We start from the raw sequence: 25,716 nt of genomic DNA, 5'->3' as shown, positions 1-25,716 counted from the left end.
GACAGAGAGAAAAAGAACACAGGTACGGGGTGAGCGTGACCAGAAAATACAAGGTGCTGTTTCTCTGTCGAGAGAATTCAGCACGCAGCATCATTGCCGAAGCTTTACTGCGCGAACTGGCGGGACACCGGTTCGACGTATTCAGCGCGGGGCCAGAGCCGGCCGCGCGAGTTCACCCGACTGCGATCGCGCAATTGCGGCCGGGAATTTCGGACCTCGGCGTGCTCAGCCCGAAAAGCTGGCTGGAGTTCACCGGCGAGTGGGCGCCGCGAATGGACATCGTCATCGCCATGGACGAATGCGTCGCCGGTCACCATGCGCCGCTCTTTCCGGGTGAGCCCTCGTTGAGTCGCTGGATCTTTGCCGATCCGCTTGCCAACGGCTTGTCTGAGCCGGAGCAGGTCCGCGTATTTGAAAAGGTGTTCTGGCAAATCGTGCGGCAGGTCAGCGCATTCATCGAGTCGCCGCGGTTCGCGGCGGCGCGGGAGACTGCCGCGAACACGGAGGCGCCGGCTTGCGTGAGCGGTACGATCTGACGGCTTAGCGGTTGGTCTGGCGCGCCAGCGGGCTGCCGGCGAACGGGTCGTTTACCCAATCCACCTGTTTTCTCGGCTGCGGGGCAGGTGCCGGCGTGGCCGATAATTCGAAGTGGTCAATTGATTGACCTGCGCTAATTGCCTGTTTAAGCCATTGAGGCATTTCTCCCTGGCCATCCCAGCTATCTCCGGTTGCGCTGCGGTAACGCGCGGCGGCTTGCCTCTTCGGTTCGGCCGCCAGCACGGCGGCGAGGTCTTCTGGTTTGATACCAAACTCTTCCATGCGATGGCGGAGATACGCAATCATGCTATCTCTCTTCCTTTCGTCCATAAGATATTCGTCCTTCTAAAGCGTGTGGCGTTCTGTCAGTTGCAGATTGCAAGGGGGAGCCGCGACAGCATTGAGCCCATGTAAATGGGGTCCGCCCGCGGTAAGGTTATTGATCGAAGGAAATCCTGCTGGCAGCGTAAAAACGGTGCCTCATAAATTGCGTTACTGCCTATGCCCAGCGAGCCCGCCTATACGGCTGGCCGCGCCAATCAGTCAATATTCAAGCGCTGCGCCGCGCGGCAGGTACGGCTGGGTAAGCCTTGCGGCCGCGATGGAAAAAACGGTGATGACGATACATTGATTGCGAATCGCCTGTCTCACGCCCGCACTCCGCCTTTCGCCGGTGTTTCGCGTGGGCTGCTGATTTGTGCGTTATTCCACCATCATAACGCACTGTTCGGGTAAATCACGCGCCAGCCCGATTGATTTTGTTGTCGCATGTTGTTGATCGGGGTGCGAACAGGTCGCCGCGCCGGGTTTGAAATCCGCAGTGGCCGACCTATAACGGAACTGCAGAACCACAATCTGCGTTTCCAGCCTGGCGGCGACCGATTCCGGCAAGCCACACGTGCCGCTCGCGCACTGCGGCACTTTCCGGCACGCCCGAACCCGTCGCAGGTTTGGCAATTACTTACTCGTTTAGTTCGGTGACTCGCCGCAGCAGTCCCGCATAGGCATTCGCCCGTCCGTCAGGTCGATCTGGCGATAGGACGTTTTTTCGCGGATCAATTCTTTTTGAAGGGGATGACAGTTGCTGCGCCGGATTCGAGGAGTCTGGACATGAAACTACGTTTATTGATGGCATTGGCAAGCGCCGCTCTCTTTCTGGCACCGAATACGGCCGGTGCCTCGGGCAGCCAGCAGGATGAAATCGCGCCGAACCGGGTGTTGATGCAGAACGCAAACGAATCAGTGCAAGACACCACCGACATGTCGTTCGGTGAAACCACGTTGCCGGCCGCCCAGCCGGTGCAGAACGTCTCCTATGGCGGCGTGGCCGCGGGCACGGCTCAAGCGGGAGGCCGGCAGGGGCGGCCGTGCTCGTCCGGGTCGCTATGCAGGGTCTATTTCGGCCAGTAGTCGGGCCAGTAGTCGGCCGATAATCGCCGATAGCGCGACGGCCGTTCAGGAGGCGGTGGGAAGCAGCACACCGCCTCTGTTTCCGATTCGCGCTGCCTCGCTCCGATCGAAATACCCACACGGCCGACTGCAATTTTCCGGGGTCGTCAGCGAGCGATTTAATACGATGTTAAGGTGTGCGCTATTCAGGGTTTCACCCGCTGTCTTTCCAATTGCAATCATCGGCAGGCCAATATCGCCTGCTTTTTATTCATGATTTGCCGTTCGGGAATTGATTAGTCCGGTGCAACTGCTCTAATCCCACCGTTGTTTAGTTACCCGCAAACAATACTATGTTGATGGAAGATAATCTGCCGGCGAGCACGGCCTCGCCGGACGATGGGGCGTCGTCGTCCCTGCGCTCCTGGCTTGCTGTCGTGGCCGTTGCAATCGGTGCTTTTGCCTTCGTGACCACGGAGTTTTTACCCGTTGGGCTGCTGCCGCGCATCGCGGCGGATCTGGGCGTGATGCCCGGCACCGCCGGATTGATGGTCACGGTGCCGGGTGTCATTGCTGCCATCTCCGCGCCCGGTTTGATGCTGGTGGCCGGACGGATGGATCGCCGGCGGGTATTTCTATTGCTCACGGCCTTGCTGCTGGCGTCGAATCTGATTTCCGCATTTGCGCCGGACTTTCTATTCATGCTGGTCGGACGCGCGCTGCTCGGCGCCGCGTTGGGCGGATTCTGGACCTTGGCGACGGCAGCGTCGGCGCGTCTTGTTCGGCCGAAGGATTCGGCCAGAGCGATGGCGACGATTCTCACCGGCGTGACCTGCGCAACGGTGATCGGGGTGCCGCTCGGCACGTTCATCGCCAGCTTCGCGTCGTGGCGCGCGTCGTTCATGGCGACGGGCGGACTGGTCGCGGTCGCGCTCGTCGCCCAGTTTTTCTTCGTGCCGTCCCTGCCGTCGAATGCCGCCTTGCGGCTGCGCGATCTGATCGCGCTATTGCGCCGGCCGCATCCGCGTAGAAGCATGCTGATGGTGGGGCTCGTGTTCGGCGCGCACTTTTCCTCGTACACGTACATCACGCCGTTCCTGCTGCGCAATGCAAGTTTTACGATGTCGACGATCACGTGGTTGCTGCTTGGCTTCGGCATTATTGGCTTCTTCTCGAACTTCGCCGTTTCGTCGACGGTGACGCGCAACCTGAAACTATCGGTTGGCGCGATGGTGTCCCTGCTCATGTTCGCGCTGCTGGCAATGCCGCTCCTGCAGCAATCGCAGCCGGGGGTCGCCGCGCTCGTTCTCGCGTGGGGTGTTTCGTTCGGGGCGCTGCCGCTGTGCTTCAGCATCTGGATTCAGCGTGCGACGCCGGACTCGCCGGAAGCGGGCTCGGCGCTGTTTGTCAGCATCATTCAGGTTGCCATTGCGCTGGGATCGCTGATTGGCGGCGTCGTGGTCGACCATGTCGGCATCTCCGCCGACTTTCTGTTCGGCAGCACGCTGGCGCTGCTGGGGCTCGCCGCGCTCGTGAGTTTTGGGCGGAGTGAACAGCCGGCCGCGGCGAAAGCGATCGCGTGTCCGGCGTGCACGGATTAGTGGCCGCCCGTCGAACCCGGATCGCTCCCGTGATGACCGCTTCCACGTCGCCCGGCGCGCAGTATCTGAAGGATCATCCGCAACGCCATGTACGCATCGAGCGAAACACAAGCGTAGTGATTGGAAAAGACGGGCAGGGCGACGCGTGATCGTCCTCGTGCGTGGCGTCTGAAGAGCGCATCTGATCGGCGCGCGTGCGATTAAAGGCCTTGCATGGGCTCGATCCGGCGTGGCTGCAAATAAGCAACTGTTTGCAGGTCCGAATCCTCAAGTTGGACAACCGATTTGCGTAGCCAGGTCGTTCAAATCCGTCGCGATGAAGTCCCAGGCCTGCTCGGCATGCAGGTCGCTCTTTTGCGCGGGACCATGCTCGGTCGGCCGCAAGACAAACGCCGTTTTGAGGCCGCATTGGCGCGCCGCTGCCAGATCGCCATTGTGAGCGGCGACCATGCATACCTCCGAAGGCTCGAGGCCAAGGATCTCGGCTGTTTCAAGGTAGACCTGCGGCGAAGGCTTGTACGCGCGCACGACTTCCGCTCCGAGAATCGCGTCCCAAGGGAGTGCGGCGCGTTTTGCCATGTCGAGTATGAGCCTGATATTGCCGTTCGAAAGCGGCGCGATCATGAAGCGACGCTTGAGCCGCAAGAGACCCTCGACGGAATCGGGCCACGGGTCGAGGCGGTGCCAGCTGTGGTTCAGAGCGTCGAGTTCATCCGCGGGAATCGAACCGACGTCGATGCCGTAGTCGGCTAACACCTTGAGCAGGTTTTCCCGGTGCAGTACGTCGAGCCGGACAAACGGCCGGCGGCCACTGCGTATCTCGCCCATTGCGGGCACATACTGACGCCGCCATGCATCCGCGAACTCATACGCGTCAATGTGTGCTGCGTGCCGCCCGAGGAAAGGGCGCAGGTCGCGTGCGACCCCGCTGCGCCAGTCGACGACTGTTCCGAATACATCAAACAGAAGCGCTTTGATTTCTGAGCTATCGGTCACGTCGCAAACCTCGTCGCAAGTTGGGCTGAAAGCGAGTCTAACCGGAGGCTGGGATGACGCCTACGAACCGACGCCAAACCTGAACACGCCCACTCACCGATTCGCTTTTGTTATCACCTCCTTCAATACACGGATTGTTGGCGTATCGCACCCCTCGTATATTGACCGAACGAAAGCAAATGCAGCACGAACAGCAGAAATACAACAATTGAAAGGCAAGCCTCGCAGGCATGCCGCAGGAGCACAGCAATGAACCGAATCGATCTGGAGGGGCGTGTTGTCGTCATTACCGGCGGCGCGCGCGGCATTGGCTACGCGGTGGCTCAACGAGCGCTGAAGTCGGGTGCATCGGTCGCCTTGTGGGACATCGACGCCGAGCGGCTCGCGCGCAGTCAGCAAGAACTCAGCGAACTGGGCAAGGTAACGGCCGTCACGGTCGAACTCACCCAGGAGGCATCGGTCGCTCAGGCAGTGGCGCAAACACTCGCGGCGCATGGTGCGATCGACGTGCTGATCAACTGCGCCGGCATCACCGGCGGCAACGGCACGACGTGGGAGTTGGACCCCGAGGTCTGGCGCCGCGTGATCGACGTGAATCTGATCGGCCCGTATCTCACCTGCCGCGCGGTCGTGCCGCAGATGCTCAAGCAAGGCTACGGGCGGATCGTCAATATCGCCTCGGTGGCCGGTAAAGAGGGCAACCCGAACGCCTCGCACTACAGCGCGTCCAAAGCCGGACTTATAGGTTTGACCAAATCGCTCGGCAAAGAACTGGCGACGAAGAACATCCTCGTCAATGCGGTCACGCCGGCCGCGGCCAAAACGGAGATCTTCGATTCGATGTCGCAGCAGCATATCGACTACATGCTCTCGAAGATTCCGATGAACCGGTTTCTGTTGCCCGAAGAAGCGGCGTCGCTGATTCTCTGGCTCTCCTCCGAGGACTGCGCGTTCAGCACCGGTTCGGTATTCGATCTGTCCGGCGGCCGCGCCACTTACTGAGCTATCGCCGGGTGACCTGAGCGGCGGCCGTGGTAGTGCAAGAGTAAAAAACGCAGAGCGCGACCCGCATGCTCTGCGAAGGAGACGACATGAATCCGCATTCGCCCGCTTCGCTGGAGGCGATCAACAGCAAGGTCATGCGCCGGCTGTTGCCGTTTCTGTTGCTGATGTACGTGCTGGCGTTTCTCGATCGCGCCAATATCGGCTTCGCGCAGAAGGCGTTGCAGCATGATACGGGTTTGTCCAACGCGGCTTTTGCGTTCGGCGCGGGCGTGTTCTTCGTGGGCTATGCCCTGTTCGAAGTACCGAGCAATCTTCTGCTGCACCGGGTCGGCGCGCGCGCCTGGATGTGCCGGATCATGGTGACCTGGGGGCTTGTCTCGGCGGCCATGTGTCTCGCGCATACGCCGACTGCTTTCTACTCGCTGCGTTTCCTGCTAGGTGTCGCCGAAGCAGGCTTCTTCCCCGGCGTGATCTATTACCTGACCCACTGGTTTCCGCAAACGGCGCGTGCGCGAGCGGTCGGCGTGTTTTATTTCGGCGCGCCGCTGGCGTTCATCTTCGGCAGTCCGTTGTCGGGCTCATTGCTCGACCTGCACGGCATGCTGGGTCTGGCCGGCTGGCAGTGGCTGTTTCTGATCGAGGGGGTATTGGCTTCCATCGTCGGCGTGTGGGCGTTCTGGTATCTCGACAATCGCCCCGAAGATGCGGGTTGGCTCGACGCGCAAGAGCGCAGCACCTTGCGCGCCGCGCTCGACGACGATGCGCGCGCCGCATCCGCGCAGGGGCCGCATCATATTCTCGCCGCGCTGCTGGATCGCCGGGTGTTGCTGCTCTCGGCGATCTATCTGCTGATCCAGATGAGCGTCTACGGGGTGATCTTCTATTTGCCGCAACAGGTGGCCGCTTTGCTCGGTACCACGGTCGGCTTGCGCGTGGGCCTCGTTGCCGCGTTGCCGTGGCTGTGTGCATTGGCCGTGACGTGGTACGTGCCGCGTCGTGCCGACCGTACCGGCGGGCACCGGCGCTGGGCGGTCGCGCTGCTGGTGCTCGCGGGCCTCGGCATCGGTGCTTCGGGACTCGCGCATAGCCCGTTGGTCGGCCTGATCGCGCTGTGCTTCGCGGCCAGCGGCTTTATCGCGGCGCAACCGCTGTTCTGGACTTTCCCAACGCGCTACCTGACGGGCGCGGCGGCGGCGGGTGGCATCGCGCTAATCAATTCGCTCGGCGGCCTTGGCGGATTCATTGCGCCCAGCCTGCGCACCGCCGCGGAACGGACCTTTTCCTCAACCTCGGCGGGGCTGATCGTACTGGGCGTGTCGAGCCTGCTCGCGGCGCTCATGATCGGCACGCTATTGCGACGTGATGGCGCTCATTCAGCCGGGTCTTTCCAGCACTTGCTGCACCGCGCCCGCTAGGCGCATTTTCGGCTGCGCGTCAGACGCACCAACAACGGAGCCCTCTTCATGGCCATGCCTACTATCCGGCACGTGCGTGCCTTCATCGTCCGCGGCGGCGGGGCGGATTATCACGATCAACCCGACGGACACTGGATCGACGATCACATTGCCACACCGATGGCGCGTTACCCCGAATATCGTCAGAGCCGCCAGTCGTTCGGTATCAATGTGCTCGGCACGCTGGTCGTCGAGATCGAAGCGAGCGACGGCACGGTCGGTTTCGCGGTAACAACGGGCGGTGAGATCGGCGCCTTCATCGTCGAAAAACATCTCGCACGTTTTCTCGAAGGCCAGCTTGTTACCGACATCGAGAAAATGTGGGATCAGATGTATTTCTCGACGCTGTACTACGGCCGCAAAGGCGTGGTGCTGAATACGATTTCGGGTGTCGATCTCGCGTTGTGGGATCTGCTCGCGAAGGTCCGCAAGGAGCCGGTGTACCAGCTATTGGGCGGCCCCGTGCGTGACGAACTCGTGTTTTACGCCACCGGCGCGCGTCCCGATCTCGCGAAGGAGATGGGTTTCATCGGCGGGAAATTGCCGTTGCAGCATGGTCCCGCGGAAGGCGAGGAGGGTCTCCGAAAGAATCTGGAGAAACTCGCCGAGATGCGTAGCCGGGTTGGCGACGACTTCTGGCTGATGTACGACTGCTGGATGAGTCTCGACGTACCGTATGCAACGCGCCTCGCGCAGGCGGCGCATGAGTACGGCCTGAAATGGATCGAGGAGTGCCTGCCGCCGGACGACTACTGGGGTTACGCCGAACTGCGCCGCAACGTGCCGCGCGGCATGATGGTGTCGACTGGCGAGCATGAAGCGACGCGTTGGGGCTTTCGCATGCTGCTGGAAATGCAGTGCTGCGATCTGATCCAGCCGGACGTGGGCTGGTGCGGTGGCATCACCGAACTCATCAAGATTTCCGCGCTTGCCGATGCCCACAATGTGATGGTGGTGCCGCATGGTTCGTCGGTCTATAGCTATCACTTCGTCGTGACGCGGCACAACTCGCCGTTCGCCGAGTTTCTGATGATGGCGCCGAAAGCGGATGAAGTGGTGCCGATGTTTACGCCGCTGCTGCTCGATGAACCGGTGCCGGTGAATGGGCGAATGAAAGTGCCGGACACGCCGGGTTTCGGCGTGCGGCTCAATCCGGAATGCGCGCTGGTGCGGCCATATCCACGCTGAACGCGTTGGATGCGCGCGAAAGGCGATGCAGCCTCGATTTCGATCTGCAAGTCTGCACGACATCGTACTGATTCAGCCAACAGGAGAGGAACGTGTTGCTCAAGGACAAGGTCGTGATCGTCACCGGCGGTTCGCGGGGCATTGGCCGCGCGATAGCGGTTGCATGCGCCGCCGAAGGCGCGGATGTGGCGATCAACTACTGGGGCGATAACGACGCATCGTACGGACGCCGCTCGGCCGTCGCGGAAGTGATCGGTGAAATCGAAGCACTGGGACGGCGCGTGATCGCGGTCGAAGGCAATGTCGCCGCGCGCGAAACCGGTCAGGAACTCGTGCGCCGAACGGTCGAAGCGTTTGGCCGGGTCGACGTGCTCGCGAGCAATGCCGGCATCTGCCCATTCCATGCCTTTCTCGACATGCCGCCCGACATTCTGGAGTCGACGGTGGCCGTCAATCTGAACGGAGCGTTCTACGTCACGCAGGCCGCCGCGCAGCAGATGAAAACGCAGGGCACGGGCGGCGCGATCGTCGCGACCAGTTCGATCAGCGCCCTGGTGGGCGGCGGCATGCAAACGCATTACACGCCGACCAAAGCGGGCGTGCATTCGCTGATGCAGTCCTGCGCGGTAGCGTTGGGGCCGTACGGCATTCGCTGCAACTCGGTCATGCCGGGCACGATCGCAACCGATCTGAACGCGGAGGATCTCGCCGACGAAGCGAAAAAAGCCTACTTCGAGAAGCGCATTCCGCTGGGCCGCCTGGGCCGTCCGGAGGATGTCGCCGATTGCGTGGTATTTCTCGCCTCCGACCGCGCGCGCTACGTCACAGGCGCCGCGCTGCTGGTGGACGGCGGACTGTTCGTCAACTTGCAGTGATGCGCGACAGCGACGCGATGATGCCGACTTCAGCTAACCGGCGCGGATACGGTCCCAGGTTCGGTGATTGCAGTGCTGGAATCGTCGCGCTTCAGCTTGCGCGAGAAGCCACGCAGCAGTTCGATAAAGCGCAGTGCCGGATCGGCGAGGGCTTCTTCCTTGCGCGTGAGAATGCCGAACCCGGCGAGGCTCTTGCCGATTTCAAGGGGCAGCGCGACCAGCAGCTTGCCGCGCACATGATCGCGCACGACCGACTCGGGCAGCATGGCCACGGCGTCGTAGTTCTCGAGCAATTGCAGCGTGGCGAAAATCGACGCGCACTCGGTCAGATTGACCGGCGTCGCAAGGCCGGCGCGTGCGAGTTCCTCTTCGAACAGCACGCGTGCCGGACTGGTGACCGGTTGCGCGACCCACGGCCAGTCGATCAGCTCCCGCAAGCTAATGCGCGAGCGCTGCGCCAGCGGATGCACCGAACGGACCACCAGCAGCAAGGTCTCGCGGGCGAGCGGCTCGAAACTGAAGTCGTTGTGCTGCAGTGGACTGGTCAGGCGCCCGAGCGCCAGGTCGACTTCGCGGCGATGCAGCAATTGCACGACCTGGTCGCTGGTTTCGCCGAGAATGCGCACGTTCAGCAAGGGGCTTTCGGTTTTCAGGGCGGCGACTGCCATGGCCAGCAGATCGGGCGCGGCGCCCATGATGGCGCCGACGGTCAACTGTCCATGTCCGCCGCGCCGTTTGACCTCGAGGTCTTCGGCAAACCGGGTCAGCTCGGCGAGTGCCCGGCGCGCGTAGGCCAGCGTGACGACACCGAGCGGCGTGGGCGTCATGCCGCGTGCGTTGCGTTCGAACAGCAGGAAGCCAAACGCTTCCTCGATGTCGCCGAGCATGCGGCTCGCGCTGGGTTGCGCGACATTGATCGCCTCGGCGGCCTGATGGAGATTGCGCGCGTCGTCGAGCGCGACGAGCAGCGCGAGGTGCTTGAACTTGAGCCGATTGACGAGTGCGATGGCAGCTGAGTGTTGGCTCATGGTTCCGGTGCGATTCGGTTTGTGGATCGCCCAATCCCAACAACGGATTGAGATGCTATCGACGCAGGAATTATAGTCGTATCGGACGCTTCCACGCTTCTCAGGGAAAGCGCCCGGATACGACGGGAGACAGGCCGCAATGGAAACAATCGCTTTCCGGATGGTGCTCAACCCCGGCATGCGCGAAGAATACGAGCGACGTCATGCGCAGATCTGGCCTGAACTTGTTGATGCATTGCACAACGCCGGCGTGCACGACTATCGGATTTTCTTCGACGCCGAATCGAACCACCTGTTCGCTGTTCTGACGCGCACCACGAATCACACGATGAATGCGCTGCCGCAACTCGACGTGATGCGCAAATGGTGGGATTACATGGCCGACATCATGCACACGGCCTCCGACCATACGCCGCTTCAGCAACCGCTCGAACCGGTCTTTCATTTGAGTTCACTTAGCTGATTTTGCCTGGACCCTGGCGTGGAGGATGTTGCATGCAGGTTGTCGATTCGCATATCCATTTGTGGGACCTGAAGACGCATCGTTATCCGTGGCTGGAAAACCCGGGCGTGTCGTTCGTGGGAGACGCGCGCGCGTTGAAGCACGACTATCTGCTCGACGATCTGCTTGGCGAGGCGGGCGATATCGAAGTGTTGAAACTGGTGCACGTGGAAGCGAATCACGACCCCGCCGATCCCGTTGAGGAAACCCGCTGGCTGCAAGCCATTGCGGAGCGTGCGGGCTCGCGCGGCATGCCGAATGCGATTGTCGCCGCAGTGGATCTGTCCGCGGCGAATGCAGCGGAATTACTCGACGCACATGCGTCGTTCGGCAATACGCGTGGCATCAGGCAGATCCTCAACGTGCACGAGAACAAGCTGTTCGATTACGTGGGCCGACATTTCATGCGTGAGCCGCAGTGGCGTGAGCATTTTGCGTTGCTGCGCCGTTACGACCTGTCGTTCGATCTGCAACTGTATCCGTCGCAGATGGAAGCGGCGGCGGAGTTGGCACGCACCCATGCCGATACGGCTTTTATCGTCAACCATGCGGGCATGTTCGTGGACCGTAGCAGTGTCGCCGGTTATCGCGCATGGCGCGACGGTATGCGATTGCTCGCCGGTTGCAGGAATGTCGCGGTGAAGATCAGCGGGCTTGCCATGTTCGATCATCAGTGGACGGTTGAGAGTTTGCGGCCGTATGTGCTCGAAACGATCGATACGTTCGGCGTCGAGCGCGCCATGTTCGCGTCGAATTTCCCGGTCGACCGGTTGTTCGGTTCTTACCAGGATTTGTGGCACGCGTATGCGTCGATCGTCGACGGTGCGAGCGAAGCTGAAAAAGCAGCACTGTTTTGCCGCAACGCGGAGCGTATCTACCGTATTTGACGTACCGGGCGCGTCTGACGCATTCCCGAAAGCAAAAAGAAGGAGACACGTAGTGCAGCCATCCCCATCCGCTGTGCCCAGGCTCGAACTACGGCGCGCGAGCAAATCGTTCGGCCGGGTCCGCGCGTTATCCGACGGCGACCTCGCACTGTGGCCGGGTGAAGTGCATGCATTGCTCGGCGAAAACGGCGCGGGCAAATCGACGCTCGTGAAGATTCTGGCGGGCGTGCATCAGCCGGATAGCGGCGAGTTGCGCGTCGACGGCGTGGCGCGCCGCTTCGCGACGCCTGCCGAAGCACGCGACGCGGGTCTCGCGGTGATCTATCAGGAGCCGACGCTGTTCTTCGATCTTTCGATTGCGGAGAACATCTTCATGGGACGGCAGCCGGTCGACCGGATCGGCCGCATTCAGTACGACGCGATGCGGCGCGAAGTGGACGGCTTGCTGGCCTCGCTCGGGGTCGATCTACGGGCGGATCAACTGGTGCGTGGCCTGTCGATTGCCGATCAGCAGGTGATCGAGATCGCGAAGGCGTTGTCGTTGAACGCGAACGTGCTGATCATGGACGAACCGACCGCCGCCTTGTCGCTGCCTGAAGTGGAGCGGCTCTTTGCCATCGTGCGCAAGCTGCGCGAACGCGATGTCGCGATTCTATTCATCACACACCGCTTGGACGAAGTGTTCACGCTGACGCAACGGGTCACGATCATGCGTGACGGCGCAAAGGTGTTCGACGGCCTGACCGCCGATCTCACCACCGAAGCCATTGTCGCGAAGATGGTGGGCCGCGATCTGGAAACGTTCTATCCGAAGGCCGAGCGCCCGCCGGGTGAAGTGCGCCTGTCCGTGCGTGGACTCACGCGCGTGGGCGTGTTCAAGGACATTTCGTTCGAGGTCCGCGCCGGCGAGATCGTCGCGCTGGCAGGGCTCGTTGGCGCGGGGCGCAGCGAGGTGGCGCGCGCGATCTTCGGCATCGATCCGCTCGACTCGGGCGAGATCTCGATCGGCGGGCAGCGGCTCGCCGCGGGCAGTCCGGCGGCGGCAGTACGCGCGGGTCTTGCGCTGGTGCCGGAGGACCGTCGCCAGCAAGGGCTGGCGCTGGAACTGAGCATCGCGCGCAATGCCTCGATGACGGTGCTCGGACGTCTCGTCAAACATGGCCTGATTTCCACCCGCAGCGAAACACAGTTGGCCGATAAGTGGGGCACGCGCTTGCGTCTCAAGGCGGGCGACCCCAATGCGCCGGTCGGCACGCTTTCCGGCGGCAACCAGCAGAAGGTCGTGCTCGGCAAGTGGCTGGCCACTCATCCCAAGGTGCTTATCATCGACGAACCCACGCGCGGCATCGACGTCGGCGCCAAAGCCGAGGTGTACAGCGCGCTGGCCGAACTGGTGCGCGACGGCATGGCGGTGCTGATGATTTCGAGCGAGTTGCCGGAAGTGCTCGGCATGGCCGATCGCGTACTGGTCATGCACGAGGGCCGTATCAGCGCCGATATCGCGCGCGCCGAAGCCGACGAAGAGCGCATCATGGGCGCCGCGCTCGGTCAGCCGCTTCCTCCGTTGGGGCACGCGGCATGATGCGCCACTCTTCCACCCATCCCGCACCCGTTCAGGCGCCGGCTCCGAGGCGCAGCGGCAGCGCGCCCGGCGGTTTTATCGCGGGCCTCGCGAAGAGCCGCGAGACCACGCTGTTTGTCGTGCTGATCCTGCTGATTGTGGGCACGGGGCTCGCGAAGCCGCAGTTTCTGAACCTGCAGAATCTGCGTGACGTGCTGCTGAATGTGTCGATTATCAGCTTGCTCACAGCCGGCATGACGGTGGTGATCCTGATGCGGCATATCGATCTGTCGGTCGGCTCGACGGTCGGCATCAGCGCCTATGCGGTCGGCAGCCTGTACGTTGCCTTTCCGCAGATGCCGGTGATCGTTGCGTTGCTGGCCGGACTCGCGATCGGTCTGGTGGCGGGCAGTATCAATGCGTTGCTCGTTGCGGTGGGGCGGGTGCCCTCGCTGGTGGCGACACTCTCCACGCTCTACATTTTTCGTGGCGCGGACTATGCATGGGTACACGGCGGCCAGATCAACGCGACCAGTTTGCCCGACGCGTTTTCCCGTCTCGCTACCGGCACTTTCTTCGGCATACCGACGCTCGCGCTGATCGCGCTCGTCGTGCTGGCCGGGCTGGCCGTTTATCTGAAACAGTTTCGCGGCGGACGGGAGCATTACGCGATCGGCTCGAACCCGGAGGCGGCGCGGCTTGCCGGCGTCAACGTCGAGCGTCGCGTGATGGCGGGTTTTCTGCTGTCGGGCGCAATTGCGGGTTTTGCGGGCGCGTTATGGCTCGCGCGCTTCGGCACCGTCGACGCAAGCACCGCGAAGGGCATCGAATTGCAGGTTGTTGCCGCCGCCGTGGTGGGCAGCGTCGCGATCACCGGCGGTGTGGGCACTATTCTCGGCGCCACGCTCGGCGCGCTCGTGCTGGGTGTGATCAGTATCGCGCTGGTCGTGCTGCACGTCTCGCCATTCTGGGAGCAGGCCATTCAGGGCGCGCTGATCGTCGCCGCGATTACCGCCGATACCTTGCTGGCCCGTTCCGTCGCCAAACGCATGATGAGGAAACGCGATCATGGCTAAACCCGATTCCGCGCTGCTCACGCGCAAACGCGAAACGCCGTTGCAATGGGAAGTGCTGCTGGTTGTCGTGCTGGCTTTGTCGCTTGCGCTCGGGCGATGGTTGTCGCCGGTGTTTCTCACTGGTGCGAATGTCAGCAATATTCTCGCCGATCTGACCGAGATCGCATTGATGGCGCTGCCCATGACGCTGATTATCGTGGCTGCTGAAATCGATCTGTCAGTGGCATCGGTGCTAGGCGCCTCCAGTGCGCTGATGGGGGTGCTGTGGCACATGGGCCTGCCGATGCCGGTGGTAATCATGCTCGTTCTGATCGCCGGCGCGCTGGCGGGTCTGCTGAACGGTCTGGTGATCGTCAGGCTCAATCTGCCCTCGCTCGCGGTCACGATCGGCACGCTGGCGCTGTTCCGTGGGCTTGCCTACGTGTTGCTCGGCGATCAGGCCGTGGCGGATTTTCCGCCGGCCTATACGGCGTTCGGCATGAATACGGTCGGCCCGACCTTCATTCCGTTGCCCTTTGCGATCGTGATTGTCGGCGCGGTGCTGTTTACCGTGCTGCTGCAGTCCACCGCGTTCGGCCGCAGCCTCTACGCAATCGGCGCGAATTCTACCGCCGCGGCTTTCTCCGGTATCGAAGTCGCGAAGATCAGGCTGCGTCTATTCGTGCTGTCCGGCGCGATGAGTGCGCTGGCTGGCGTGGTCTACACGCTGCGCTTCACCAGCGCACGCGGCGATAACGGCGAAGGTTTCGAATTGTCGGTGATCGCGGCGGTGCTGTTCGGCGGCGTGAGTATTTTCGGTGGACGCGGCTCGATGTTCGGCGTGCTGTTGTCGCTGCTGATTATCGGCGTGCTGAAAAACGCGCTGACGCTCGACGACGTGTCGAGCGAAACGCTGACGATCGTGACCGGCGTGCTGTTGCTGGCGTCCGTGCTGATTCCCAACCTGGTTGCCCGCTGGCGGGCGGCGCGTGACCGGCGTTTTATCGCGAAGTCCGCTGCATCCTCATAACGTTTTCCTGAACCGGCTCCAGAAGAAATACCGCATACCAAATACCGACAACCCGGACAGCCATTCGTCCAACAACAAAGCAGGAGACGCCTCATGTTCAATCCTCTACGTCACACCGGCAAGGCCGCGCTCTGCGTCGCTCTCGTCGCGATCAGTTGCGCGGCATCCGCTGCCGGTCTGAAAAGCGGCCTGAAGATTGCCTTCGTGCCGAAGCAGATCAACAACCCGTATGAAGTGATTGCCGACGACGGCGGCATGGCCGCGATCAAGGAATTCGGCGGTGTGGGCAAGGTAGTAGGGCCGTCGGATGCGGGCGCATCGTCGCAGGTGCAATACATCAACACGTTGATTACGCAGCGGCAGGACGCGATCGTGATCGCGGCCAACGACGCGAATGCGGTCGTGCCCTATCTGAAGAAAGCGATGTCGCAAGGCATCAAGGTCGTGACCTTCGACTCCGACACGGCGCCTGAGGGCCGTCAGCTATTCGTCAATCAGGCGAACGCGGAGGGCATCGGTCGAGGCCAGATCCAGTTGGTTGCGAAGTTGATGGGCGGCGAGGGCGAATTCGCCGTGCTGTCGGCCACGCCGAACGCGACCAATCAGAACACGTGGATCAAGTGGATGCAGGAGGAGTTGAAGAAGCCCGAATATTCGAAGATCAAGCTCGTGAAGATCGCATACGGCAACGACGACGACCAGAAGTCGTTCGTCGAAACGCAGGGCTTGCTGCAGGCGTATCCGAATCTGAAGGCGATCGTCGCGCCGACTACGGTGGGCATTGCGGCGGCGGCGCGTTATATCTCGTCGTCGTCGAGCAAAGGCAAGGTGCAGGTGACCGGGCTGGGCACGCCGAACCAGATGCGGGCGTTCGTGAAGAACGGAACGGTCAAGGCGTTCCAGTTGTGGGATCCGAATCAGCTGGGATATCTGGCAGCCTATGCGGCGGCGGCGCTGTGCTCGGGAACGATCACCGGCAAGGAAGGCGAATCGTTCGATGCCGGCAAGCTCGGCAAGCGCACAATTGGACCGCAGGGCGAAATCATTCTCGGACCGCCGACCACGTTCGATGCGAGCAATATCGATAACTTCAATTTCTGATTAGCGAGCCGGGCGCCACCATGCCGCGCATTGGCGCCCGGTTCGTCAGACAGCGCGCGCTCCGTTTGGTACGGGATATGCAGGCCGGCCGATCGATCGAAACCGAAAGCCGCTTTGAAGGTGTACAAGCGGCTTCGGCGTGAACTTTGAGACCTATACTATGAATCGGTGATCCGGGCGTGGGCGTCGTGCGCTCGAACTGCTATCGTACTTGCGAACAAATCCCTGCCTGGAGGTGCATGATGAGCGATATGACCTGGCTTGTGGTGGCTGACGGCGGTCGCGCGCGGGTTTTCCAGACGCCAGGATTGACGCTCGCTCTGCAGGAGAAAGAAGATCTCATCAACACCGCATACACCGGCACGATGCTCACGGAAAAAGACCGTGAGAAATTCGCAAAGCGCGTTTCCGATTATCTGGAAGCCGGCCGGCTTCACCAGCTTTACAATCGGCTGAGGCTTGCCATCGAGCCCAAATTCCTCGGCATGGTCAAGGCGAATCTCAGCGAGGACACACGCCGGCTGATATTCGAGCAGGTTAGCGAGGACCTGTCGACGCTCAATGCCAGGCAAATCGAAGCACATCTCGGGCGAAAGCACTGACCGGCGAGCCGTGGCGCGCTAAGCCAGGGCATTCACACGGCGCGGCCAGGATTGCCCTGGATCCTGCCCCGTGGGCTCTACGCGTCACTCACGCGTGTTTCCGAGCCATCGGATTCCTCGGTATTACGGAACCAGTTTTCCGCGTGCGAACGCTCGGCGACCCAGGAGCGGGACTGCGGCGTGTTGAATTCGCGATCGATATACCGGCGTCCCCATTCAACCCCGTCTCTCACGGCCTCCTCCTCGGTTAGCCATTCGGGCTGAACGGTCATGGGCACAACGTCGATGACAGTCTGACCGCCCCGGCTCACACTGACACTTGCGATCCACGCGCCGAGCTTGTTACGCTCAGGGTGCACGGTAATCTCAAACTCGCCGTACGAAACAGAGCCTGTTGGCATCGTTTTCTCCTTTGCCGTGTTCATGATCGTTAGCTGTCAGCAATCCGGCATGCATGCTTCTTCTTACGGACGCCGTGGCGTCATCATGCCGCAATTCCAGGCTTGTAACACGCAGATATCGCAACTCAGCGACAGACCGGCAGACCGCGTCGACCAATAGCTGGCATCGGAAAAAGCCATGTTCACAGGGTCATGAGTTGTTCATAGACTTCCGGTACGAAAGAATGGCAGGCCCTCATATCATCCAGTAGCAGGAGGTTGTATGGCGCAAAATGAATTCTCATATCGGCGATTTCTCATTTCCGCAACGATCGCACCACTGCAAGCCAACCGGGGCGTCGTCACGGTCGATGTCACGGCCGCCGACCCGGAACGCATTGCCGATCTGGGAACAGAACGTTTTATTCATGTGGAGCGCTGGGTCGAGAGAAATGATCCTGCGTTCCTTCAGGTCGTGGTGGACGAGTGCAAAGTCGTTATCGACCATTACGCGGACAACGTCGACGATAGTTGAATCCGCCGACTCTCGCATGAGGTGTTGCAATGCAGGAATTCGATTTCTACCTCAACCTGAAGAAGCCGACACTCGGGCTCTATGTGCGCAAGGGCGCGGGGCTGCCCGACCTGGTCGACACAAGCCAATGGCAATTCGACGGCCATGTGTGGGAGAGCGAGCTCGCGCCGGACATCCTGAAGGGACTGGAGGCCAATGGGCACGCGTTTCAGGAACTGGGTGGGTGAGTTCGTCCGACGCGCGACCCCATGCCAGCGTCGAGATAGCAATTCGATCCTTGCAAATTAGTACTATCCTAGCCTTAGGCTGGATGAAAGCGCGCTGTCGCATGACAGTCTTTCGGTGGATGCAGGCAACGACCGGTCTTGTGCGAAGCCGCATGGGGTCAGGGAGAAAACCATGCCGCAGCAGCAGGTCAATTTGAGTGACGAGTTCATTGCGCAGCAGCGTCAACGTCTCGAGGCAATGCGCCGCGAACTGTTGGGCGGAGAGGAGAAGACGACCGCTGACGAACGCACCGCTCAGGAGGAGCATGGCGACGAGGCCGAAGAGTCGGAGGACGTAGCCCAAGGCATGGCGCAGAACGAAGTCAACCAGGCGCTGCACGACGTGAACGACCAGCGCATTGGCGATATTGAACGCGCGCTGCAGAAGATCGACGAGGGTACCTATGGTCTCTCCGATGAAAGTGGTGAGCCGATACCGAAAGCCCGTCTCGAAGTCGCCCCGGAAGCGATCCTGACCGTTGAAGAGCAAGGCCGCCGCGAGGCACGGCAATGACTTCCGCCGGCGCGCGGTAGTACCGGCTCCACGCTCAATAGCGATTCATAAAGTTCAGTAGAACCCGGCGCGCAGCGCACCATGCCGCTGCGCGCCGCTGCACGTCCGTGAATCGGACCATCCGGGTGAAACGCGTCGGGGCGGATGCCACCCAATGCCTATCATCGGAAAAGCCAATATTCCCTTCTGCATGAGCCGCTCATAGAATCCAGATACGGATTCCGAGTTTCGTCATGCTAATCATGTTTATGAATCTGGCATGACCGATCCGTACTTTTCAGACAGTGCTCGTCAAAAACGGACGGGATAAAGAATCTCAGGACATGCGGTGTCCGATGGGCCATCGCTATCACGGTTCCTCGCTTATTGAACAAAACAAACGGACCGTGGACGGCGGCTCCGGCGTGTTCGCAATTCACATCGACGCGTTCTATAACCTTTGACATAGCCGGATGTTTTAACCGAAAAGGTGAGTCTACGATGCCAGCCCTCTGCGAAATCTGTAACGCCCGTCCCGCTGTTGCCCGAGTGACCGTTGTGCAAAACGGCGAACGGAAGACCATGTCGATTTGCGACTACGATTACCGTCAATTGATGCGGCACCAAAGCATGCTCAACCCGTTCGACTCGTTGCTCGGGGGCGGCGGCCTGTCGCGCTTCTTCGGCGGCCTCGGCGGTGGCGCCGAACACGACGACGAAGATGCCGGATTCGCCGCCGAGGTGCCGCGCGAATCAGTCGATGCCACCGATGCTTTCAGTGAGCAAACGCTCGAATTATTGCAAGGCGCCGCCGAGAAAGCGCACGAGCTTCGTCGCAACGAACTCGATACCGAGCACCTGCTGTACGTGCTGGCGGATACCGACGTGGGCACCGCGCTTCTGAAGGAGCTCAAGCTCTCGCCGCAAGACATCAAGGGCTATATCGATCAGCACGCGCAAACGGGAACGGCGGACCCCGACGCACCGGTTGACAAGATGACCGTGTCGCCGCGTTTGAAAAAGGCGTTCCAGTATGCGTTCCAGGCATCGCGCGATCTGGGGCACTCGTATGTCGGCCCGGAGCATCTGCTTATCGGTCTGGCGGCCGTGCCCGATAGTATTGCGGGCACGCTGCTGAAGAAATACGGCGTGACGCCGGAGGCCTTGCGGCAGAAGGTCGTGAAGGTCGTGGGTAAGGGCGCGGAGGACGGCCGCGTCGATACGCCCACCGGCACACCCACGCTCGACAAGTTTGGGCGCGACCTCACAGCCATGGCGCGTCAGGGTAAGCTGGACCCGGTTCTTGGCCGTGCGCAGGAAATCGAAAGCACGATCGAAGTGCTGGCACGGCGCAAGAAGAACAATCCCGTGCTGATCGGCGAGCCGGGCGTCGGCAAGACGGCTATCGTCGAAGGGCTGGCGCAGCGCATCGTCAACGGCGACGTGCCTGAAGTCCTGCGCGGCAAACGTCTCGTCGAGGTCAACATTAACTCCATGGTGGCGGGCGCGAAATACCGTGGCGAGTTCGAGGAACGCGCGAAGCAGTTGATCGATGAAGTCACGGCGAAGCAGGACGAACTGATTCTGTTCATCGACGAACTGCACACGATCGTGGGTGCCGGGCAAGGCGGTGGAGAGGGCGGCCTCGACATCGCGAATGTGCTCAAGCCCGCGCTGGCGCGTGGCGAGCTGAGTCTGATCGGCGCCACGACACTCAATGAGTATCAGAAGTACATCGAAAAGGATGCCGCGCTCGAACGGCGCTTTCAGCCGGTGCTGGTGCCGGAACCGACGGTGGAGCAAACCATCGTCATCTTGCGCGGCCTTCGCGACAAGCTTGAAGCGCATCACCAGGTAACCTTTGCTGACGACGCGTTCGTTGCCGCAGCCGAACTTTCCGATCGCTATATTACGTCGCGCTTTTTGCCGGACAAGGCCATCGACCTGATTGACCAGGCGGCGGCACGTGTGCGCATCGGCGCGACCTCGCGGCCGGCGGCGATTCAGGAACTCGAAGCCGAGATTTCCCAACTGAAGCGTGAGCAGGACTATGCGTCCTCCCGCAAGCGCTTCGATGAAGCGAAAGATTTCGAGGCACGAATCGGCGAGAAGCAGACGAAGCTCGACGAGCAAATGGAGGCGTGGCAGCGCAAGACCGGCTCGGAAACACTCGAAGTGACAGTTGCCTCGATTGCTGAAGTGGTGTCGCGTCTTACCGGCATTCCGGTCACGGAGCTCACTCAGGAAGAGCGTCAGAAGCTGCTGGACATGGAGAAGAAGCTGCGCGAGCGCGTGGTCGGCCAGGAGGACGCGGTGCTTGCCGTGAGCGACGCAGTGCGCCTGTCGCGTGCGGGACTCGGCCAGCAGAACCGGCCCATTGCGACCTTCCTGTTCCTTGGACCCACCGGTGTCGGCAAGACCGAACTGGCGAAGGCGCTGGCGGAAACGGTATTCGGCGACGAGCAGGCGGTGATTCGTATCGACATGTCCGAATACATGGAGCGTCACGCGGTTGCGCGGCTGATCGGCGCGCCTCCGGGTTATGTCGGTTACGACGAGGGCGGGCAACTGACCGAGCGCGTGCGGCGGCGCCCGTATAGCGTGATTTTGCTCGACGAGATCGAGAAGGCCCACCCGGACGTGAACAACGTGCTGCTACAGGTATTCGACGACGGGCGGCTGACCGACGGCAAGGGCCGCGTGGTGGACTTCAGCAACACGATCATCATTGCGACCAGCAATCTCGGCGCGTCGATCATCATGGGTAACCTCGAGAAACCCGAAGCGGATCGTCAGACCGAGAAAGCGATTCGCGAGGAATTGATGGACGTACTCAAAGGTCATTTCCGCCCCGAGTTCCTGAACCGGATCGACGAGATCATCGTGTTCCACGGGCTCTCGCGCGACAACATCCGTTCGATCGTGCAGATCCAGCTCGAACGCGTGGTGCGCACCGCGGCCGCGCAGGACATTACCCTCAAGATAGACGACTCGGTTGTCGATCACCTCGCCGATGCCGGCTATCGGCCGGAGTTCGGCGCGCGGGAGCTGAAGCGTCAGATTCGCCAGGAACTGGAAACGCGGCTCGCCAAGCAGATTCTCGGCGGCGCCCTGAAATCCGGCGACACCGTCGACGTCAGTTACGACAAGGACAGCGACGAAGTGAAGTTCAACAAGAGCGAGGCACCTGCTGCTCCTGCTGAATCGAAGACGGCGGCCGGCAAGGCGGCCAACGGACGTGCGAAGAAAAAGACGTCGAAAGAGGCCAGCAGCACGGAACCCACTGCGAGCGCCGAATCGAAGGAGTGAGGTGCATATCCGGCAGGGAGGCACCGCCGCGTCATTGTCGGCGGTGTGCCGGGTTGCCGGCCTGATCGAAGGCGGGGGCGGTGTTCATGTGCGTGAACTGTGCACGCCCGCTGCGGCTCGATCTGTATCTTTCGCAGCGCCTCAACGCAACTAGACTGAATTCCATTCAAGCCTTACGCCGTGACGCGGCGTAACCCCAAGTAAAGCTGCCCGCAGATTTCCTGCGGCGGCTCATGGAGTCTCAAATGACCACGCGACGCGAAGTTCCGGGAATCCGGCCGTATGACGGGCCCGCTGGAGGTTGGGGGGCGCTGCGAGCGACTGCCCAGGCCGTCCGCACACAAATGGAAAACATCGAGGCGCCGATTACGTTGATGCGGACCAATCAGCCTGACGGCTTCGATTGTCCGGGTTGCGCGTGGCCCGACAAGGAGCACAAGTCCACCTTCCAGTTTTGCGAAAACGGCGCCAAAGCAGTGACGTGGGAAGCGACCACGAAGCGGGTGACGCCGGAGTTTTTCGCCGACAACACGGTGTCGTCGCTGCTGCAACGAACGGACTTCGAACTGGAGGATCTCGGCCGTTTAACGCATCCGCTCGTCTACGACCGCGCCACGGACAAATTCCGGCCGGTCGAATGGGAGGACGCATTTGCCCGCATCGGCGAGGTGCTGCAAGGCTTGTCTTCGCCCAATGAGGCCGAGTTCTATACATCGGGCAGGGCATCGAACGAGGCCGCGTACCTCTTTCAATTGTTCGCCCGGGAGTACGGCACCAACAATTTTCCCGACTGCTCGAACATGTGCCACGAGCCGACTAGCGTCGGCTTGCCCCAGTCGATCGGGATCGGCAAGGGCACGGTGTCGCTGGACGATTTCGACACGACCGAGCTCATTCTCTCGATTGGCCACAATCCCGGAACGAATCACCCCCGCATGATGGGCACGCTCCACGAGTGCTCACGGCGCAATGTGCCGATCATCGTGTTCAATCCGCTGCGTGAGCGCGCGCTGGAGCGTTTCGCCGATCCGCAGAGCGTGGTCGAGATGGCGACTTTCGGCTCGACCCGAATCGCCTCGACCTATTTCCAGCTCGACGCGGGCGGCGACGCGGCCGCCCTCAAGGGCATCATGAAGGCGTTGTTGCAGATGGACGCGGAGCAGGGCAAGACGGTCCTCGACCATGAATTCATCGCGACGCATACCCAAGGCTTCGAAGCGTTTGCCGCCGATCTGGAAGCGACGTCATGGGACGATATCGAGAAGGCGAGCGGACTCACCCGTGAAGATCTCGACGAAGTGGCGCTCGCCTATGCAAAATCCAACGCGACGATTGTCACGTATGGAATGGGGATTACCCAGCATAACAAGGGCACCGCCAATGTCCGTCTGATCGCCGACCTGTTGCTGTTGCGCGGCAACATCGGCAAACCCGGCGCAGGCATCTGTCCTTTGCGCGGACACTCGAACGTGCAGGGAAACCGCACGGTGGGTATCACGGAAAAGCCGTCCGCAAGCTTTCTCAAACAGATCGAAGACGTATTCGGTTTCACGCCGCCCGCCGCGCACGGTCACGATGCGGTCCAGGCGATGCAGGCGATGATCGACGGCACGGCCAAGGCGCTGATTTGCCTGGGTGGAAACTTCGCGGTGGCGCTACCCGACGCCGGGCAGTCCTTTCCGGCCATGGGCAAACTGGATCTGAGCGTTCACCTCGGCACCAAACTCAACCGTTCGCACCTGCTGGTGGCGAAGGAGACGTACGTGCTGCCGGTGGTGGGCCGCACGGAGCTCGATATCCAGGCGACCGGCCGGCAATCCATTACGGTCGAGGATTCCATGTCGATGGTTCACGCTTCGTCGGGGAAGCTGAAGCCCGCGTCCGAACATCTGCTCTCCGAGCCGGCGATCATCGCCGGGATCGCCAGCGCCACCTTACCGGACAGCAAGGTGGCGTGGTCGAACCTGGTGGCGGACTACGACCGGATACGGGATCTGATCGAGCGAACCGTGCCGGGATTCGAGGCATTCAATGCGCGGATCAGAGTGCCGGGAGGATTCCGTATGCCGCTTCCTCCAACCGAACGCGTGTGGCCCACGCCATCCGGCAAGGCGATGTTCTCGGTGTATGGCGGCGTGAAAGAAGATGCCGACGTTCTCGGCGCTGAAAATGTGCTGCGCCTCATCACGATCCGCAGCCACGACCAGTACAACACCACCATCTACGCGCTCGACGACCGTTACCGGGGCGTATTCGGCCGGCGTGACGTGCTGTTCATGAACGAGGACGATATGGCGGCGCGCGGAATTGAACATGGCGATCTGGTCGACATCGAAACCGTTTCGGCAAACAGACAGCTCCGTCTGAACAGGATCACGGCGATCGCGTACAACATCGCGCCGGGTTCGGTGGCGGCCTACTATCCGGAGGCGAACGTGCTGGTGCCGCTCGACTTCATCGACAAGGAGAGCGGCACGCCTTCGTACAAGTCTGTTCCCGTTCATGTTGTGCGTCCGGCAGAAGCATGACATGGATATCTTCGACGCGTTTCACCTCGCCAGGCTGCAATTTGCGTTCACGGTTTCGTTTCATATCATTTTTCCGGCGATCAGCATCGGCATGGCGAGTTTTCTCGCCGTGCTGGAGTGGCGCTGGTTGCTGACCGGTGACGCGGCCTACAAGGACATGTTTCTGTTCTGGTCGAAGATTTTCGCGGTCGGCTTTGGCATGGGGGTGGTCTCGGGTGTGGTGATGGCTTACGAGTTCGGCACCAACTGGAGTGGGTTTTCCAGCGTTGCCGGCAACGTCACTGGGCCGCTGCTGACCTATGAAGTGCTGACGGCGTTCTTTCTCGAGGCCGGTTTTCTCGGCGTCATGCTGTTCGGCTGGCAACGCGTCAGTCCCCGCTCGCACTTCTTTGCCACGCTCATGGTGGCGGTGGGCACGCTCATTTCCACCTTCTGGATTCTCGCGTCGAATAGCTTTATGCAAACGCCGCAGGGTTTCGCGATCGAGAATGGCCGGATCGTGCCCGTCGACTGGTTCAAGGTGATTTTCAACCCGTCGTTTCCGTATCGCCTCGCGCATATGACGATCGCCGCTTTCATTGTCGCGGGCTTTATCGTGGCCGCGTGCGGCGCGTGGCATCTGTTGCAGGGCCGGCGCGACAAACCGGTCACACGCAGCTTTTCGATGGCATTGTGGATTCTGCTGTTCCTGACGCCGATACAGATTGTGGTTGGCGATGCGCACGGCCTCAATACGCGCGAGTACCAGCCGGCCAAGATCGCCGCGATCGAAGGGCTGTGGGAAACCGAGAAAGGCGGCACGGCGCTCAATCTGGTCGGCCTGCCTGACATGAATGCCGAGGTGACGCGGTACGCGATCCAGATCCCGCATCTGGGCAGTGTCATCCTGACGCATAGCTGGAATGGAGAAATTCGCGGCCTCAAGGAGTTTCCTCCCGAAGATCGTCCGTATTCGCCGATCGTGTTCTGGACCTTCCGGGTCATGGCGGGTATCGGCATGCTGATGCTGTTGACCGCGCTACTGGGCCTGCTGCTCAGAGTGCGTGGCCGCCTCTATGAGACGCGCTGGTTTCAGCGTTTCGTTTTGTGCATGGGGCCTTCCGGCATCGTGGCGCTGCTGGCGGGTTGGATCACGACCGAGGTCGGTCGCCAGCCCTGGACCGTGTACGGTGTGCTGCGCACCGCGGACTCCGTGTCGCCGATCGGTTCCCAGCAGGCAGGCGTTTCCTTGCTGATCTTTGTGCTGGTGTATTTCCTGGTGTTCGGCATGGGGTTCTACTACATGATGAAGATGATGAAGCGCGGACCGGAGGAGCATCTCGAGCGCAGCAAGTCACGCCGGCATCCGGTGCTGCGTAATCGCCCGCTCGACGCACTGGAAGGGGAGTGACGCC

24 protein-coding genes are annotated in these 25,716 nt (G+C 61.3%); 20 read left to right on the top strand and 4 right to left on the bottom strand.

The features are described from left to right. The first annotated feature begins 35 nt into the window (after positions 1 to 35). Complete coding sequence (locus AC57B6_RS21170; RefSeq protein WP_028194749.1) at positions 36 to 536, top strand: arsenate reductase/protein-tyrosine-phosphatase family protein; 501 nt, start codon at positions 36 to 38, stop codon at positions 534 to 536. A 4-nt stretch (positions 537 to 540) separates the two neighbouring features. On the opposite strand, the gene AC57B6_RS21165 is transcribed toward AC57B6_RS21170, so the two are convergent. Then, a complete protein-coding gene (locus AC57B6_RS21165) occupies positions 541 to 867 on the bottom strand; it encodes an H-NS histone family protein (RefSeq protein WP_028194748.1) in 327 nt (108 codons plus the stop codon). Positions 868 to 1,647: 780 nt separating this feature from the next. Between AC57B6_RS21165 and AC57B6_RS21160 the strand changes: the two genes are divergently transcribed. Both AC57B6_RS21160 and AC57B6_RS21155 read left to right on the top strand, forming a co-directional pair. After that, on the top strand, positions 1,648 to 1,947 hold the full coding sequence (locus AC57B6_RS21160) for a hypothetical protein (RefSeq protein WP_028194747.1): 300 nt from the start codon (positions 1,648 to 1,650) through the stop codon (positions 1,945 to 1,947). 332 nt (positions 1,948 to 2,279) lie between these two features. Further along, entirely contained in the window at positions 2,280 to 3,527 is a 1,248-nt protein-coding gene (locus AC57B6_RS21155; protein WP_444513588.1) for an MFS transporter, read from the top strand. 267 nt (positions 3,528 to 3,794) lie between these two features. Here AC57B6_RS21155 and AC57B6_RS21150 read toward each other — a convergent pair whose 3' ends face one another. After that, the gene (locus tag AC57B6_RS21150) at positions 3,795 to 4,523 is read right to left on the bottom strand and encodes a haloacid dehalogenase type II (RefSeq protein WP_028194745.1); all 729 of its coding nucleotides are present in this window, start codon (positions 4,521 to 4,523) and stop codon (positions 3,795 to 3,797) included. A 249-nt stretch (positions 4,524 to 4,772) separates the two neighbouring features. Between AC57B6_RS21150 and AC57B6_RS21145 the strand changes: the two genes are divergently transcribed. The 4 genes from AC57B6_RS21145 to lra1 all read left to right on the top strand — a co-directional run bounded on the left by AC57B6_RS21145 (position 4,773) and on the right by lra1 (position 9,045). Beyond that, on the top strand, positions 4,773 to 5,525 hold the full coding sequence (locus AC57B6_RS21145; protein WP_028194744.1) for an SDR family NAD(P)-dependent oxidoreductase: 753 nt from the start codon (positions 4,773 to 4,775) through the stop codon (positions 5,523 to 5,525). Between the two features lie 89 nt (positions 5,526 to 5,614). Further along, complete coding sequence (locus AC57B6_RS21140) at positions 5,615 to 6,943, top strand: MFS transporter (protein WP_496422037.1); 1,329 nt, start codon at positions 5,615 to 5,617, stop codon at positions 6,941 to 6,943. 48 nt (positions 6,944 to 6,991) lie between these two features. Next, positions 6,992 to 8,170 carry an L-rhamnonate dehydratase gene (rhmD, locus tag AC57B6_RS21135; protein ID WP_046572821.1) on the top strand — a complete coding sequence of 393 codons (1,179 nt, stop codon included), beginning with the start codon at positions 6,992 to 6,994 and terminating at the stop codon, positions 8,168 to 8,170. Between the two features lie 92 nt (positions 8,171 to 8,262). Beyond that, positions 8,263 to 9,045 (top strand): L-rhamnose 1-dehydrogenase Lra1, encoded by a 783-nt coding sequence (lra1, locus tag AC57B6_RS21130; protein WP_030100385.1) that lies wholly within the window; start codon positions 8,263 to 8,265, stop codon positions 9,043 to 9,045. A 29-nt stretch (positions 9,046 to 9,074) separates the two neighbouring features. Here the strand turns inward: lra1 and AC57B6_RS21125 are convergent, their stop codons facing one another. Next, the gene (locus tag AC57B6_RS21125; RefSeq protein ID WP_408332278.1) at positions 9,075 to 10,073 is read right to left on the bottom strand and encodes a LysR family transcriptional regulator; all 999 of its coding nucleotides are present in this window, start codon (positions 10,071 to 10,073) and stop codon (positions 9,075 to 9,077) included. A 139-nt stretch (positions 10,074 to 10,212) separates the two neighbouring features. Between AC57B6_RS21125 and rhaM the strand changes: the two genes are divergently transcribed. From rhaM to AC57B6_RS21090, 7 genes are all read left to right on the top strand, one after another. Then, positions 10,213 to 10,536 carry an L-rhamnose mutarotase gene (gene rhaM, locus AC57B6_RS21120; protein ID WP_028194739.1) on the top strand — a complete coding sequence of 108 codons (324 nt, stop codon included), beginning with the start codon at positions 10,213 to 10,215 and terminating at the stop codon, positions 10,534 to 10,536. A 32-nt stretch (positions 10,537 to 10,568) separates the two neighbouring features. Beyond that, positions 10,569 to 11,462, top strand: a complete 894-nt coding sequence (locus AC57B6_RS21115) for an amidohydrolase family protein (protein WP_491564470.1) — start codon at positions 10,569 to 10,571, stop codon at positions 11,460 to 11,462. A gap of 52 nt (positions 11,463 to 11,514) precedes the next feature. Then, positions 11,515 to 13,044, top strand: a complete 1,530-nt coding sequence (locus AC57B6_RS21110; protein ID WP_496422036.1) for a sugar ABC transporter ATP-binding protein — start codon at positions 11,515 to 11,517, stop codon at positions 13,042 to 13,044. Then, on the top strand, positions 13,041 to 14,099 hold the full coding sequence (locus AC57B6_RS21105; protein ID WP_028645898.1) for an ABC transporter permease: 1,059 nt from the start codon (positions 13,041 to 13,043) through the stop codon (positions 14,097 to 14,099). Before AC57B6_RS21110 ends, AC57B6_RS21105 begins: the two co-directional genes overlap by 4 nt. Then, on the top strand, positions 14,092 to 15,108 hold the full coding sequence (locus AC57B6_RS21100) for an ABC transporter permease (protein WP_496422035.1): 1,017 nt from the start codon (positions 14,092 to 14,094) through the stop codon (positions 15,106 to 15,108). Before AC57B6_RS21105 ends, AC57B6_RS21100 begins: the two co-directional genes overlap by 8 nt. 93 nt (positions 15,109 to 15,201) lie before the next feature. Beyond that, positions 15,202 to 16,209, top strand: coding sequence for a rhamnose ABC transporter substrate-binding protein (rhaS, locus tag AC57B6_RS21095; protein WP_028194734.1), 1,008 nt, complete (start codon positions 15,202 to 15,204; stop codon positions 16,207 to 16,209). Positions 16,210 to 16,448: 239 nt separating this feature from the next. After that, positions 16,449 to 16,811: a host attachment protein gene (locus AC57B6_RS21090; RefSeq protein ID WP_235430056.1), complete on the top strand. Its 363-nt coding sequence runs from the start codon at positions 16,449 to 16,451 to the stop codon at positions 16,809 to 16,811. A gap of 77 nt (positions 16,812 to 16,888) precedes the next feature. On the opposite strand, the gene AC57B6_RS21085 is transcribed toward AC57B6_RS21090, so the two are convergent. Beyond that, complete coding sequence (locus tag AC57B6_RS21085; protein WP_046573300.1) at positions 16,889 to 17,212, bottom strand: DUF6566 family protein; 324 nt, start codon at positions 17,210 to 17,212, stop codon at positions 16,889 to 16,891. Positions 17,213 to 17,474: 262 nt separating this feature from the next. Between AC57B6_RS21085 and AC57B6_RS21080 the strand changes: the two genes are divergently transcribed. The 6 genes from AC57B6_RS21080 (at position 17,475) to AC57B6_RS21055 (ending at position 25,712) form a co-directional block, all read left to right on the top strand. Beyond that, on the top strand, positions 17,475 to 17,726 hold the full coding sequence (locus AC57B6_RS21080) for a hypothetical protein (RefSeq protein ID WP_046572829.1): 252 nt from the start codon (positions 17,475 to 17,477) through the stop codon (positions 17,724 to 17,726). Between the two features lie 29 nt (positions 17,727 to 17,755). Then, complete coding sequence (locus AC57B6_RS21075; RefSeq protein WP_028194730.1) at positions 17,756 to 17,953, top strand: hypothetical protein; 198 nt, start codon at positions 17,756 to 17,758, stop codon at positions 17,951 to 17,953. Between the two features lie 172 nt (positions 17,954 to 18,125). Continuing rightward, complete coding sequence (locus AC57B6_RS21070) at positions 18,126 to 18,506, top strand: TraR/DksA family transcriptional regulator (RefSeq protein WP_028645902.1); 381 nt, start codon at positions 18,126 to 18,128, stop codon at positions 18,504 to 18,506. A gap of 480 nt (positions 18,507 to 18,986) precedes the next feature. Then, the gene (locus AC57B6_RS21065; protein WP_496422034.1) at positions 18,987 to 21,794 is read left to right on the top strand and encodes an ATP-dependent Clp protease ATP-binding subunit; all 2,808 of its coding nucleotides are present in this window, start codon (positions 18,987 to 18,989) and stop codon (positions 21,792 to 21,794) included. Positions 21,795 to 22,039: 245 nt separating this feature from the next. Then, positions 22,040 to 24,322, top strand: a complete 2,283-nt coding sequence (locus tag AC57B6_RS21060) for an FdhF/YdeP family oxidoreductase (RefSeq protein ID WP_496422033.1) — start codon at positions 22,040 to 22,042, stop codon at positions 24,320 to 24,322. Between the two features lies 1 nt (position 24,323). Continuing rightward, complete coding sequence (locus AC57B6_RS21055) at positions 24,324 to 25,712, top strand: cytochrome ubiquinol oxidase subunit I (protein WP_028645904.1); 1,389 nt, start codon at positions 24,324 to 24,326, stop codon at positions 25,710 to 25,712. Positions 25,713 to 25,716 lie beyond the last annotated feature (4 nt).

The sequence above is a fragment of the Paraburkholderia sp. BGA-UO-ETr-F12 genome (assembly GCF_059567945.1).
This window is presented reverse-complemented; position numbering and strand designations above follow the sequence as displayed.